General features: G+C 49.8%; 10 protein-coding genes. All 10 read right to left on the reverse strand.

The annotated features are described in order from the left end of the window. Window positions 1-2: 2 nt before the first annotated feature. Window positions 3-473 (reverse strand): 30S ribosomal protein S7, encoded by a 471-nt coding sequence (gene rpsG / locus OCL06_RS08140; RefSeq protein ID WP_262993305.1) that lies wholly within the window; start codon window positions 471-473, stop codon window positions 3-5. Window positions 474-549: 76 nt separating this feature from the next. Continuing rightward, the gene (gene rpsL / locus OCL06_RS08145) at window positions 550-924 is read right to left on the reverse strand and encodes a 30S ribosomal protein S12 (protein ID WP_014951037.1); all 375 of its coding nucleotides are present in this window, start codon (window positions 922-924) and stop codon (window positions 550-552) included. 308 nt (window positions 925-1,232) lie between these two features. Continuing rightward, window positions 1,233-5,411, reverse strand: a complete 4,179-nt coding sequence (gene rpoC / locus OCL06_RS08150; RefSeq protein ID WP_262993309.1) for a DNA-directed RNA polymerase subunit beta' — start codon at window positions 5,409-5,411, stop codon at window positions 1,233-1,235. Window positions 5,412-5,491: 80 nt separating this feature from the next. After that, on the reverse strand, window positions 5,492-9,523 hold the full coding sequence (rpoB, locus tag OCL06_RS08155) for a DNA-directed RNA polymerase subunit beta (protein WP_262993313.1): 4,032 nt from the start codon (window positions 9,521-9,523) through the stop codon (window positions 5,492-5,494). Between the two features lie 290 nt (window positions 9,524-9,813). Further along, the gene (gene rplL, locus OCL06_RS08160) at window positions 9,814-10,188 is read right to left on the reverse strand and encodes a 50S ribosomal protein L7/L12 (protein ID WP_262993316.1); all 375 of its coding nucleotides are present in this window, start codon (window positions 10,186-10,188) and stop codon (window positions 9,814-9,816) included. Between the two features lie 56 nt (window positions 10,189-10,244). Next, window positions 10,245-10,763 (reverse strand): 50S ribosomal protein L10, encoded by a 519-nt coding sequence (gene rplJ, locus OCL06_RS08165; protein ID WP_262993317.1) that lies wholly within the window; start codon window positions 10,761-10,763, stop codon window positions 10,245-10,247. 294 nt (window positions 10,764-11,057) lie between these two features. Beyond that, the gene (gene rplA / locus OCL06_RS08170) at window positions 11,058-11,753 is read right to left on the reverse strand and encodes a 50S ribosomal protein L1 (RefSeq protein WP_262993320.1); all 696 of its coding nucleotides are present in this window, start codon (window positions 11,751-11,753) and stop codon (window positions 11,058-11,060) included. Window positions 11,754-11,757: 4 nt separating this feature from the next. Further along, window positions 11,758-12,186, reverse strand: a complete 429-nt coding sequence (gene rplK, locus OCL06_RS08175) for a 50S ribosomal protein L11 (RefSeq protein WP_262993322.1) — start codon at window positions 12,184-12,186, stop codon at window positions 11,758-11,760. Window positions 12,187-12,297: 111 nt separating this feature from the next. After that, complete coding sequence (locus tag OCL06_RS08180) at window positions 12,298-13,455, reverse strand: serine hydrolase domain-containing protein (RefSeq protein ID WP_262993324.1); 1,158 nt, start codon at window positions 13,453-13,455, stop codon at window positions 12,298-12,300. Window positions 13,456-13,694: 239 nt separating this feature from the next. Then, window positions 13,695-14,243, reverse strand: coding sequence for a transcription termination/antitermination protein NusG (gene nusG, locus OCL06_RS08185; RefSeq protein ID WP_262993327.1), 549 nt, complete (start codon window positions 14,241-14,243; stop codon window positions 13,695-13,697). Between the last annotated feature and the right edge of the window lies 1 nt (window position 14,244).

Here is a 14,244-nt window from a genome sequence, read left to right on the forward strand (position 1 = left end):
GATTACCAACGGTAGTGTGCAAACGCTTTGTTTGCTTCGGCCATACGGTGCACGTCTTCACGCTTCTTAACCGCAGAACCTTTGTTGTCAGCTGCATCTAACATTTCAGCAGCCAGGCGCTGAGCCATTGACTTTTCACCACGTTTACGAGCAGCGTCTACCATCCAACGCATACCCAGGGCGTTACGACGTACTGGACGTACTTCTACTGGTACCTGATAAGTAGAACCACCTACACGACGAGACTTAACCTCTACGGTAGGACGGATGTTGTCCAGCGCATCTTCAAACACATCCAGGTGTGCCTTGCCGGTTTTTTCAGCAACAATATCAAGCGCACCGTAAACGATTCGTTCAGCGACTGACTTTTTGCCGTCGAGCATTACGACATTCATGAATTTCGCAAGCAGCTGTGAACCATATTTTGGTTCTGGTAGGATTTTACGTTGACCTACGACTCTTCTTCTTGGCATCTTCTATTCTCCGTATGAATTCAGGGAATCCCCAAAACTCTAATTACTTCAGTTTGGCCTTACTAACGGAGAACCGTTAAGACTTAGGCTTCTTCGCGCCGTACTTAGAACGGGCTTGTTTACGATCGTTAACACCTGCGCAGTCAAGCGTGCCGCGAACTGTGTGATAACGAACACCTGGCAGATCTTTAACACGACCGCCACGGATTAATACAACACTGTGCTCTTGCAGGTTGTGGCCTTCACCACCGATGTATGAAGAAACTTCAAAACCGTTGGTCAAACGCACACGACATACTTTACGCAGTGCAGAGTTTGGTTTCTTTGGCGTAGTAGTATATACACGAGTACATACACCACGTCTTTGCGGACAAGCTTGCAGGGCAGCAACGTTGCTTTTTTCAACGGGCTTTCTGCGAGGCTTGCGCACTAACTGGTTAACTGTTGCCATTAACTAGCTCCTGATTAAAAACTACAAAAACCCGAGACATGTGTCCGGGTCCATTTATGCGATAATTCGCTGTTATCCAACACTGTGCTCGTCAGTATTGGCCAGACTTTAATGCAAAAAACCGCGCCCTGTTTCTGCTGTCTTTTCAGACTAACCAAAAATCGGGTCGCGGAATATTAATGATCAAAGCCTTACCTGTCAAGCTGTACAAACCATAACCAGTCAATTTACTGACGGCTGCTGGCAACTTAACCGGTCATTCCCGGAGGAACAGGTAAGCGGGGCAGCCAGGCTACCCCGCTATATACTTACTCGTCAGTAGATTGTTCGCCGCTGGCGTCAGCATTCAATGCTTCAGTCAGGGCCTGTTCGGCTTCGGCAGCCGATACTGACATTTCTTCGATCTCTTCTTTGCGCTTCTGGGCACGACGCTCGTGATAAGCGAAACCGGTACCGGCCGGGATCAGACGTCCCACGATAACGTTTTCTTTCAGACCACGCAGGTCATCTTCTTTACCCTGTACTGCCGCTTCGGTCAGTACCCGCGTTGTTTCCTGGAACGAAGCCGCAGAAATGAACGACTCAGTAGACAGCGACGCTTTAGTGATACCCAGTAACTGAGTTTCATACTCGGCGCCCATCTTGCCATGACGTTCAAGTTCACGGTTAGCCACTTTCACGTGGGCTACCTCAACCTGCTCCCCTTCCAGGAACTGGCTGTCGCCAGGGTGTGTGATGATGCACTTACGCAGCATTTGGCGGATAACCACTTCAATGTGCTTGTCGTTAATCTTAACACCCTGCAGGCGGTAAACTTCCTGTACTTCGTTCACGATGTAGTTGGACACCGCGCTGATACCACGCAAACGCAGGATATCGTGTGGTGACTCTGGACCGTCGGCGATAACTTCGCCTTTTTCCACTTTCTCACCTTCGAACACGTTAAGCTGACGCCACTTAGGAATCATCTCTTCGTAAGCATCACCCTCTGCAGGTGTGATTACCAGGCGCTTCTTACCTTTGGTCTCTTTACCAAAGCCAATGGTACCTGAGATTTCCGCCAGAATGGCCGGCTCTTTTGGCTTACGCGCTTCGAACAGGTCAGCAACCCGTGGCAGACCACCGGTAATATCCCGTGTCTTCGAGCTTTCCTGCGGAATACGTGCCAGTACATCACCTTCGTTAGCCATCTTGCCGTCAGAGGCTTCAATGGTGGTAAAGCTGGGCAGACGAATTTCCTGCAGACCGAACTCGTCGCTCTCCAGAATAAGCTTAGGCTCTTTAGCGTTAACCTTGGCCAGGTCTTTCACCACGATACGGGTCAGACCGGTCAGCTCATCCTGCTGCATTTCGGTGTTCGAGTCGTCAACATCGGCAAAGCTGATCTTCGCTTTACGCTCAGTGATGATGGGGTGACTATGCGGGTCCCAGTTCGCGACAACATCGCCGGCAGACACTGCTGCGCCGTCATCCACGGTCAGGATCGCACCGTAAGGCACTTTATAGCGCTCTTTCTCACGGCCCTGATCGTCAATCATTGTCAGTTCGGTTGAACGTGAAACGATAACCACTTTGTCGTCAGAGTTACGCACATATTTAGCGTTATGCAGCTTCAGACTACCGGTGGTTTTCACCTGTACACTGTTCTCTGCGGACGCCCGTGATGCCGCACCACCGATGTGGAACGTACGCATGGTGAGCTGGGTACCCGGCTCACCGATTGATTGCGCCGCAATAACACCCACAGACTCACCGCTGCCAACCATGTGGCCACGGGCAAGGTCACGACCGTAACATTTCGCACACACGCCGTAGTCATTATCGCAGGTGATAACAGAGCGAACCTTAATCTGATCAACAGAGTTGGCTTCCAGCATGTCTACCATGGCTTCGTCGAGCATCACGTTACGTTCTGCCAGAACTTCGTCAGTCCCCGGCTTCAGTACGTCTTCGCACACAACACGACCCAGTACACGCTCACGCAACGGTTCAACAACATCACCACCTTCAATCAGCGGCGCCATGTCAACACCTTCAAAGGTGCCACAGTCGACATTGGTAATAACCAAATCCTGCGCGACGTCTACCAGACGACGTGTCAGGTAACCCGAGTTCGCTGTTTTCAGTGCCGTATCGGCCAGACCTTTACGGGCACCGTGAGTAGAGATGAAGTACTGGAGTACGTTCAGACCTTCACGGAAGTTAGCGGTAATCGGCGTTTCGATGATCGAGCCATCTGGCTTAGCCATCAGACCACGCATCCCGGCCAGCTGACGAATCTGAGCCGCACTACCCCGTGCGCCAGAGTCGGCCATCATATACACCGAGTTGAACGATTGCTGCTCTTCCTCTTCGCCATCTTTGTTGATAACGATGTCAGTCTTCAGGTTGTCCATCATGGCCTTAGCAACTTTTTCGTTGGCATTTGACCAGATATCGATAACCTTGTTGTAACGCTCACCCGCTGTTACCAGACCGTTCTGGAACTGTTCCTGAATCTCGATAACTTCGGCTTCAGCAGCTTCCACGATGTCTTTCTTTGCAGCCGGGATAACCATGTCATCAATACCTACTGACGCACCCGCAATCATTGCGTAGTGGAAACCAGAGTACATGATTTGGTCGGCAGCGATTACTGTGTCTTTCAGACCCAGGGCACGGTAACACTCGTTAAGCAGTTTCGAGATCTGCTTCTTACCCATAGACTGGTTGATCAAATCAAACGGCAGGCCTTTAGGCAGGATCAGTGAGAAGATGGCACGACCTACGGTAGTGTCAGTCAGCGTCACTTTTTCAGTTTTGGTGCCGTCTTCTGCAACGTCGAATTCAGTGATACGCACTTTTACCCGCGAGTGCAGTTCAGCATTACCGGTACGGTACGCTTTTTCCGCTTCGTTCGGGCTGGTGAATACCATGCCTTCGCCTACACCGTTTATTTTCTCACGGGTAAGGTAATACAGACCCAATACAACGTCCTGTGAAGGTACGATAATGGGTTCACCGTTCGCCGGTGACAGAATGTTGTTAGTCGACATCATCAGCGCGCGGGCTTCCAGCTGCGCTTCAATTGTCAGAGGTACGTGAACCGCCATTTGGTCACCGTCGAAGTCGGCGTTATAAGCCGCACAAACCAACGGGTGAAGCTGAATGGCTTTACCTTCAATAAGGGTAGGTTCAAATGCCTGGATACCCAGTCTGTGCAGCGTAGGTGCACGGTTCAGCAGTACCGGGTGTTCACGGATAACTTCGTCCAGAACGTCCCATACTTCCGGCGCTTCGCGCTCTACCAGTTTCTTCGCTGCTTTGATGGTAGTGGCCAGGCCACGTCCTTCAAGCTTGCCGTAAATAAACGGTTTGAACAGCTCAAGTGCCATTTTCTTCGGCAGACCACACTGGTGCAGACGTAGCGTCGGACCAACGGTGATTACAGAACGGCCTGAGTAGTCAACACGTTTACCCAGCAGGTTCTGACGGAAACGACCTTGCTTACCTTTGATCATATCGGCCAAAGATTTCAGTGGACGCTTGTTCGAACCGGTAATTGCACGGCCGCGACGACCGTTGTCCAGCAGCGCATCAACGGCTTCCTGCAACATACGCTTTTCGTTACGTACGATGATGTCAGGGGCAGCCAGGTCGAGCAGACGCTTCAGACGGTTGTTACGGTTGATAACACGACGATACAGATCGTTCAGATCGGATGTGGCGAAACGGCCACCGTCCAGCGGTACCAACGGACGTAAGTCTGGCGGCAGAACCGGCAGCACTGTCATGATCATCCACTCTGGCTTGTTGCCAGACTGTTGGAATGACTCAAGCAGTTTCAGACGCTTAGTGATCTTCTTACGCTTGGTTTCTGAGTTGATGCTGGGCAGCTCTTCACGCATGGCAGCAACATCGGCGTCCACGTCCAGTACTTTCAGCAGGTCAAATACCGCTTCGGCACCCATCTTGGCGTCGAACTCATCGCCATGCTCTTCCAGTGAATCCAGGTATTCTTCTTCACCCAGCAATTGACCGCGCTCAAGCGTAGTCAGACCAGGTTCAGTTACCACATAAGATTCGAAATACAGCACACGTTCAATATCACGCAGCGTCATGTCCAGCATCAGACCGATACGAGACGGCAGTGATTTCAGGAACCAGATGTGCGCAACCGGGCTGGCCAGTTCGATGTGACCCATACGCTCACGACGTACTTTAGTCAGTGTAACTTCAACGCCACACTTCTCACAGATTACACCGCGGTGCTTCAGGCGCTTATATTTGCCACAAAGACACTCATAGTCTTTTACCGGGCCAAAGATACGCGCACAGAACAACCCGTCACGCTCTGGCTTGAACGTACGGTAGTTAATGGTTTCAGGCTTCTTTACTTCACCGAATGACCATGATCGGATCATGTCAGGCGAAGACAGACCAATTCGAATATTATCGAATTCTTCGGTCTTATTTTGTTGCTTTAGAAACTTTAATAAGTCTTTCACATTACTCTCCCAGCGGAGTCAGTCTCTAGAACCCGGCTCGAAAGCCGGGCCATCTTAGTCAATACGTGGCGATTGCCGTGTTACTTTTTCTCTTCCAGCTCGATGTTAATACCCAGCGAGCGGATCTCTTTAAGCAATACGTTGAAGGATTCAGGCATGCCTGGCTCCATTCTGTGATCACCATCGACGATGTTCTTGTACATTTTGGTACGGCCGTTCACGTCGTCCGATTTCACTGTCAGCATTTCCTGCAGTGTGTAAGCCGCGCCGTATGCTTCCAGTGCCCACACTTCCATCTCACCGAAGCGCTGGCCACCGAACTGTGCTTTACCACCCAGAGGTTGTTGAGTAACCAGACTGTACGAACCGGTAGAACGGGCGTGCATCTTGTCATCAACCAAGTGGTTCAGTTTCAGCATGTACATGTAACCCACGGTTACCGGACGTTCAAATGCGCGGCCGGTACGACCGTCAAACATGGTGATCTGACCGCTTTCTGGTAGATCTGCCAGTTTCAGCATTTCTTTAATTTCCGATTCCCGGGCACCGTCGAAGACTGGCGTCGCCACTGGAACACCTTTACGCAGGTTGTTCGCCAGGCGCTTAATCTCATGATCCGAGAAGCTGTCAATGTCAACTTCCTGGTGATTCTCGCCCAACTCGTAAACTTCTTTAAGGAAGTTACGCAGTTTCGCCATTTCTTCCTGCTCTTTGAGCATGCGGTCGATCTTCACACCGATACCATGGGCAGCCATACCCAAATGGGTTTCCAGAATCTGACCGATGTTCATCCGCGAAGGTACACCCAGCGGGTTCAACACGATATCGACTGGTGTGCCATGTTCATCGTAAGGCATGTCTTCAACAGGCTGGATAGTCGAGATAACACCTTTGTTACCGTGACGACCGGCCATTTTGTCGCCTGGTTGAATGTGGCGTTTAACCGCCAGATAAACCTTAACGATTTTCAGTACGCCTGGTGCCAGATCATCACCCTGGGTGATCTTGCGACGTTTGATTTCGAACTTCTTATCAAACGCTTCCTTGGTTTCGGCGTGCTGGTCAGCAATCTGATCCAGCTCTAACTGCGCATCTTCGTCTTTCAGCGTGATCTCAAACCACTTCTCGCGTGGCAGACCTTCAAGCTTAGACTCTTCAATGCCGTTGCGAGTCAATGTGTTCTTGGCACGGGCAAAGATGCCGTCAGCCAGGATATTGAACTCGTCAGACAGGTCTTTCTTAACCTGACGCAGCTGCATGTCTTCGATTTCCAGCGCGCGCTTGTCTTTTTCAACACCGTCGCGGGTAAACACCTGAACATCAATTACCGTACCGTGTACCGAGTTAGGTACGCGCAGTGAGGTATCTTTAACATCAGATGCTTTTTCACCGAAGATTGCTCTTAACAGTTTCTCTTCTGGTGTCAGCTGGGTTTCGCCTTTAGGCGTTACCTTACCTACCAGAATGTCACCGCCTTTCACTTCCGCACCGATGTAAACAACACCAGATTCATCCAGTTTGCTCAGTGCAGACTCACCCACGTTAGGAATATCAGAAGAAATCTCTTCCGGACCTAATTTGGTATCCCGGGCAATACAGCTCAGTTCCTGAATGTGAATAGTAGTGAAGCGGTCTTCCTGAGCAACACGCTCAGAAATAAGGATTGAATCCTCAAAGTTGTAACCATTCCACGGCATGAATGCGATACGCATGTTCTGACCCAGTGCCAGGTCACCTAAATCCGTAGACGGACCGTCGGCCAGCACGTCACCAGTAACAATCGGGTCGCCAACACTACAGGTAGGCTTCTGATTGATACAGGTGTTCTGGTTAGAACGGGTGTACTTGGTCAGGTTGTAGATATCGATACCGGCTTCACCTGCCAGCATTTCATCTTCATTTACCTTGATAACAATACGGCTGGCATCTACGTAATCAACCGTACCGCCACGTTTCGCTACCACAGTCACACCAGAGTCAACCGCAATGGTACGTTCCATACCTGTACCTACCAGCGGCTTGTCTGCACGCAGTGTAGGAACGGCCTGACGTTGCATGTTGGCACCCATCAGTGCACGGTTAGCATCATCGTGTTCCAGGAACGGAATAATACTGGCCGCGATCGACACAATTTGTTGTGGCGACACGTCCATGTATTTGATGTCTTCTTTTGGCATCAGCGTGGTTTCACCACGGTGACGACACGGAATCAGGTCATCGACCAGTTCACCGCCTTCGGTCAGGGCAATGTTTGCCTGTGCGATAGCGTACTGACCTTCTTCGATGGCTGACAGGTAATCGATTTCTTCGGTAACCACGCCGTCTACGATACGACGGAACGGAGTTTCCAGGAAACCAAAGTCATTGGTACGCGCGAAGCTCGCCAATGAGTTGATCAGACCGATGTTCGGACCTTCCGGTGTTTCGATTGGGCACAGACGACCATAGTGAGTCGGGTGTACGTCTCGTACCTCAAAGCCTGCACGTTCACGGGTAAGACCACCCGGACCTAATGCCGAAATACGACGCTTGTGCGTGACTTCTGACAGCGGGTTGTTCTGGTCCATAAACTGTGACAGCTGTGATGAACCGAAGAACTCTTTAACGGCAGCAGAAATTGGCTTGGCGTTGATCAGATCCTGCGGCATGGTGTTATCCAGGTCACCCAGGCTCAGGCGCTCTTTAACAGCACGCTCAACACGAACCAGACCTACACGGAACTGGTTTTCAGCCATTTCACCGACAGAGCGGATACGACGGTTACCCAAGTGGTCGATATCGTCCACTTCGTCTTTACCGTCACGGATTTCGATCAGCTGCTTCATGACTGCCACGATATCATCGCGGTCTAACGTACCACTGCCAATCAGCTCTTCACGGCCAAGACGACGGTTGAACTTCATTCGGCCTACTGACGACAGGTCATACCGTTCTTCTGAGAAGAACAGGTTGTCGAACAGCGTTTCCGCAGCGTCTTTTGTTGGCGGCTCGCCAGGACGCATCATGCGGTAGATTTCTACTAACGCTTCCAGACGGTTAGTGCTGGAGTCGATACGCAGCGTATCGGAAATGTAGGAACCGTGATCCAGTTCGTTAATGTACAGCGTTTCGAATTCTTTGATTCCGGCCTGGCTCAGTTCTGCCAGAGTTTCCAGAGTCAGCTCATCGTTCGCATTAACGATAACTTCACCGGTGTCTTCGTTCACGTAAGTCGCGGCGAATACACGGCCAATCAGGTACTCTGCCGGCACTTCCAGTTCGGTGATGCCAGCTTTTTCCAGACTGCGAGTATGACGCGCTGAAATACGACGACCGGTTTCCACCAGGACGTTGCCTTCGGCATCCATGATGTCGAACTGGGCAGTTTCACCACGCAGGCGATCCGGCACCACTTCCATCATTACACGGTCTTTATCTATACGTACCTGAACTTTCTCGAAGAACATCTCAAGGATTTCTTCGGTAGTCATTTCCAGTGCACGCAGAATAATAGTGGCAGGCAGCTTACGACGACGGTCGATACGTACGAACAGGTTATCTTTCGGGTCGAACTCGAAATCTAACCATGAACCACGGTATGGAATAACCCGCGCGTTATACAGCACTTTACCTGACGAGTGGGTTTTACCCTTGTCATGGTCAAAGAACACACCTGGAGAACGGTGCAGTTGCGACACAATTACCCGCTCAGTTCCATTGATGACGAACGTACCGTTCTCGGTCATCAGTGGAATTTCGCCCATGTACACTTCTTGTTCTTTAATGTCTTTTACGGTACCTGGGGCGGCTTCTTTGTCAAACAGGACCAACCGCAGTTTTACTCTTAGTGGAGCTGAATATGTGACGCCGCGAATCTGACATTCTTTGACGTCGAATACAGGCTCACCCAGACGGTAACTAACATACTGTAGTTCTGAGTTGCCTGAATAGCTTTTGATGGGGAATACTGAACGGAAAGCTGCTTCCAGACCGTATTGTCCATCTGAATCGATTTCAATAAATTTTTTGAAGGAATCAAGCTGAATTGAAAGAAGGTATGGAATTTCCAATACCTGTGGGCGTTTGCCAAAATCCTTACGGATGCGTTTCTTTTCGCTATAAGAGTAAACCATGGGTTCCTCAGCCTGCTGATTTATGACCCAACCTGCCGTTCGATATGTGTTAAACAAATACCAAACAACAAACTTCCACGACCCTTTTCCGGGCAATTCAACCAGCATACAACAAAATTTAACCAATTATTAGTTAACTTGTTGGTTTACTGCTTTTTTTATGAATTACCGGGTGCGCATTTGATAGTACAGTAAAGGGTTAAAAACTGTACACCCTACAGCGCAAAAAGGCTGGTGGTCAATAATAACCACCAGCCTTGCCGTCTCAGGCAGGTAATCTGAATGTCAGATTACTTGATTTCTACTTCAGCGCCAGCTTCTTCAAGCTGCTTCTTCAGCTCTTCTGCTTCTTCTTTGCTTACGCCTTCTTTGATAGCTTTAGGAGCAGATTCAACTACTTCTTTCGCTTCTTTCAGGCCAAGACCAGTTGCGCCGCGAACTGCTTTGATTACCGCAACTTTGTTGCCACCGAATGAAGTCATTACAACGTCAAATTCAGTTTGCTCTTCAGCAGCAGCAGCTTCGCCGCCAGCAACTGGAGCAGCAGCAACGGCTGCAGTAGCTTCTACGCCGAACTTTTCTTCAGCTGCTTCGATAAGCTCAACCAGTTCCATAACTGGCATTTCAGCAATCGCGTTCAAGATATCTTCTTTGGTTAGAGCCATTTCTCTAAACTCCTGGGTTTAATAAGTTAAAAAATTCAATATGCCAAAAACGAAAATTACTTTTCGTCTTTGATCGCCGCCAATACACGCACAAATTTGGTAGGTACTTCGTTGATTGTCTGAACGAATTTGCCAACCGGTGCTTTGAAGGTTGCAAGCAGTTTTGCAAGCGCTTCGTCGCGGGTCGGAAGTGACGCCACTGCATCCAGTTTTTCTGGACCAAGTAGACCACTACCAATAGACAGTGCAGTAACTTTCAGCTTATCGTTTTGCTTCCCAAAGTCTTTAAACAGACGCGCTGCACCGCCCGGTGCATCGATTGAGAAACCGTAGATAAGCGGACCTGTTAAGGCGCTATCCAAGTCTGCAAATTTGCTGTCTGCCAGCGCGCGCTTTGCCAGTGTGTTACGTACTACTTTCAGGTAGACGCCTTGTTCACGGGCCTTAACACGCAGGTCAGTCAGTTCTGCAACTTCCATCCCACGGTATTCAGCGACGGCAACGGATAGAGCGCGAGATGCAACATCGGAAACCTCTGCTACAATCTCTTTTTTTGCTGCTAAACCTAGTGCCACTGAGTTCACCTCTTTGTATCTGACGTTGGTTGCGAATCCTCGCTTCCGCAGTCAGGGTTCACAGATTGATATCGCCAACTCGCGCTGGTGATACCGCTCTACGGTGTTTGTTACCCCAGAGAGTCTGAGTCAAACCACCGTCTGCGCAGGCTGTTGGATTAAGTTACGCATTGAATGTAAAAGTTCTCTTACCTCTTTTACTGCGTAACACCTGCGGTCTTGGACGGGAGCTGTGTCAACACAGCTCCAACCCATAACCTTTAAGAGAAACCGGTGAGTATCACCGATTGGGAATTACTGGCCTACGCTGGCTTTATCAAGTGCAATACCGGCACCCATAGTGGTGCTCAGGCTTACTTTCTTGATGTAAGTGCCTTTCGCAGAAGAAGGCTTGGCTTTCTTCAGTGCTTCAAGCAGCGCTTCCAGGTTTTCCTGAATTTGGTTTGCTTCAAAAGCAATCTTACCAATGCTGGCGTGAATGATGCCGTTCTTGTCGTTTCTGTAACGAACCTGACCCGCTTTTGCATTTTTAACTGCAGTCGCTACGTCTGGTGTAACAGTACCCGTTTTCGGGTTTGGCATCAGGCCGCGAGGACCTAAGATTTGACCCAGTTGACCAACAACACGCATCGCGTCAGGGCTGGCAACCACTACGTCAAAATTCATTTCGCCTTTCTTAACCTGTTCTGCCAGGTCTTCCATGCCGACTACGTCAGCACCGGCTTCTTTCGCTGCATCAGCGTTGGCACCCTGAGTGAACACTGCAACGCGAACGTCTTTACCAGTACCATTTGGCAGTACGGTAGCACCACGTACGTTCTGGTCAGATTTCTTCGCATCGATACCCAGGTTAACGGCTACGTCAACGCTTTCTGCGAACTTGGCAGTGGCCAGTTCTTTCAGCAGCGCTACGGCTTCGTTAATTTCGTATTCTTTAGTCGCGTCTACTTTGTCGCGGATCAGGCGAGCGCGTTTCGTTAATTTAGCCATTCGATTAGTCCTCTACGTTCAAGCCCATTGAGCGAGCAGAACCCGCAATAGTGCGTACTGCTGCGTCCAGATCAGCGGCTGTCAGGTCCGGCTCTTTTGTCTTGGCAATTTCTTCCAATTGAGCACGGGTAACAGTACCCACTTTCTCAGTGTTAGGACGGCCTGAACCACTCTTAACTCCCGCAGCTTTTTTCAGCAGGAAAGAGGCCGGAGGCGTTTTAGTTACGAATGTGAAAGAACGATCTTCGTATACCGTGATTTCTACTGGTACCGGAGCGCCTTTTTCCAGGCTTTCTGTTTTCGCGTTGAACGCTTTACAGAATTCCATGATGTTCACACCATGCTGACCCAGTGCAGGACCAACTGGTGGACTAGGGTTTGCAGCGCCTGCTGCAACCTGAAGCTTAATTAAGCCAGTTACTTTTTTAGCCATTTTACTAACTCTCGTGTTTGGGTCTAACGCCTCGCAAATATCGAGAATATTTGCTCTAACGGCTCCCCGTTCCGTTGAAAAGGGCGCGTAATGTACAACAAATAGGCACCCTTAGCAAGCCTTGCAATGGGTTATTTTTGACATTCCGGCATTTGCTGCTACCGCCTCTTCTAAGAAAGCTCTGGCCAGCGGTGACTTAACTATTTCAGCCTTCGTCAGACTATTGGCCCAATAAAGACTTTCAGTGTTAGCCAGCACAATCAATGTCAGCTTTCGATCCGGGATACGCAAATACATGGCTGAATAGCCATGTTCAGGATCCCAGCCACTGTGCCACATCAGCGTTTCCTGTTGGTACTTTTCAAAATACCAGCCGTAGCCGTAAGGTGCCGCGCTGCCATCTTCAAAGGCAGGCCAGGCAGACAGCTTATTCGTGACTTCATCGGGCAACAGGGTTCCCAACATGACATGACGTTCAAATTTCACCAGGTCGTTAATGGTGGATACGACCCCAGCGCCGCCAGCAATGTGCTTCTCAGGTTGCGGGAGTTTTTGTCGCTCGCCGTTAGCATTTACCCTGAATCCATCCGCTATTTGTTGCAACACGCCTGCTTTAGCGGGGTCCCACATACTGGCCATTGTTTTGTTCATGCCTGCCGGTGTGAGTATATAGGATTCAATCAGTTGCCCGAGCCGGTTGTGGCGCCCTTCGACTGCATCCACGCCTTCTCCCAGCTTATGCTCCAGGTGTCTGGACAAGCGGGAATACAAAATAGGGTTGTACATAAACGTGGTGCCAGGCACGGCGTTGGTTTGATGTTTGAGGATATGTTCTATCGTAATCTCCCGGCTACACGTCATGCCTTTTGCAAACGGGATTTCGGTACTGGCCAGCCAGGTACACAAACTCTGAAAATTTGGTGTCTTATGTGCTTTTTCTGACAGCGCTACCTTGCCCTCATGTTCCAGCAATAAGTAAGTCAGGCCCACGAAGGGTTTTGTTACCGAGGCTATCCAGAACGGTGTATCAAGGCTAACGGGGATTTCATTATTGGCTTCGCTGTAACCGCGGGTATATGACCATACAATCTGACCCTCCTTTACGACCGCGGCTGCCATACCCGGCATGCCATTTTCTTTGGCATGTTGTTCAAAGGTGGTTTCTAAGTCACTCCATTTTCCACCCCGGTCGCTGGCAGTCTGGTTAGCACCAAACGCATTCAGACTCATTAGCAGCAACAATATTGGGGTCAAAATTTGCAGATACATGGTGTTACTAAAGTCAGATTAAGACGCTCTAAGCTACGCAACCGGCAAGCGCAGAGCAAGTGGTTATTTTGTAAGCAGATGTAATGACGGGTATAAAGCGAGCCCTACCCGACCGGGGTGGTAATGACGGTCAACCCTCTCGCTAAGGTTTGTCAGTGATGGAACATTCTGGTTCGCGCTGGCTGGCAGACACAAAAAAAGCGGCCGAAGCCGCTTTCCGATATTACTTAAAATGGGGCTTAGCCCTTTTCGACCTGACCGAATTCCAGGTCCACCGGGGTAGAACGACCGAAAATAAGCACCGATACTTTTACGCGGCTCTTTTCGTAATCCACTTCTTCCACCACGCCGTTGAAGTCGGCAAATGGCCCATCGGTAACCCGAACCACTTCGCCTGGTTCGAACAGGGTTTTTGGTCTTGGCTTATCCACCGACTCTTCCAGCCGGTTCAGAATAGCGTCAGCTTCTTTCTGTGAAATTGGCATAGGGCGATCAGATGAACCACCAATGAAGCCAAGTACACGGGGAACGCTTTTCACCAGGTGCCATGAATCTTCGTTCATCGCCATTTCTACCAGTACATAGCCTGGGTAGAACTTGCGCTCTGACTTACGCTTCTGACCCGCGCGCATTTCAACCACTTCCTCAGTCGGTACCAGTACCTGACCAAAGTAGTCTTCCATATTGTGCATCTTGATGTATTCAAGAAGGGTCTTTTTTACCCGTGATTCGTACTGTGAATAAGCCTGTACCACGTACCATCTTTTTTTCACTTCTTCTTCAGACATA

The organism is Alteromonas salexigens, from assembly GCF_025628895.1.
Lineage (GTDB): Bacteria > Pseudomonadota > Gammaproteobacteria > Enterobacterales > Alteromonadaceae > Alteromonas > Alteromonas salexigens.

Excerpts from the sequence above, each read along its gene's own strand:
- rpsG (WP_262993305.1), bottom strand. The coding sequence starts at position 473 with ATGCCAAGAAGAAGAGTCGTAGGTCAACGTAAAATCCTACCAGAACCA.
- rpsL (WP_014951037.1), bottom strand. The coding sequence starts at position 924 with ATGGCAACAGTTAACCAGTTAGTGCGCAAGCCTCGCAGAAAGCCCGTT.
- rpoB (WP_262993313.1), bottom strand. The coding sequence starts at position 9,523 with ATGGTTTACTCTTATAGCGAAAAGAAACGCATCCGTAAGGATTTTGGC.
- rplL (WP_262993316.1), bottom strand. The coding sequence starts at position 10,188 with ATGGCTCTAACCAAAGAAGATATCTTGAACGCGATTGCTGAAATGCCA.
- rplA (WP_262993320.1), bottom strand. The coding sequence starts at position 11,753 with ATGGCTAAATTAACGAAACGCGCTCGCCTGATCCGCGACAAAGTAGAC.
- rplK (WP_262993322.1), bottom strand. The coding sequence starts at position 12,186 with ATGGCTAAAAAAGTAACTGGCTTAATTAAGCTTCAGGTTGCAGCAGGC.
- OCL06_RS08180 (WP_262993324.1), bottom strand. The coding sequence starts at position 13,455 with ATGTATCTGCAAATTTTGACCCCAATATTGTTGCTGCTAATGAGTCTG.
- nusG (WP_262993327.1), bottom strand. The coding sequence starts at position 14,243 with ATGTCTGAAGAAGAAGTGAAAAAAAGATGGTACGTGGTACAGGCTTAT.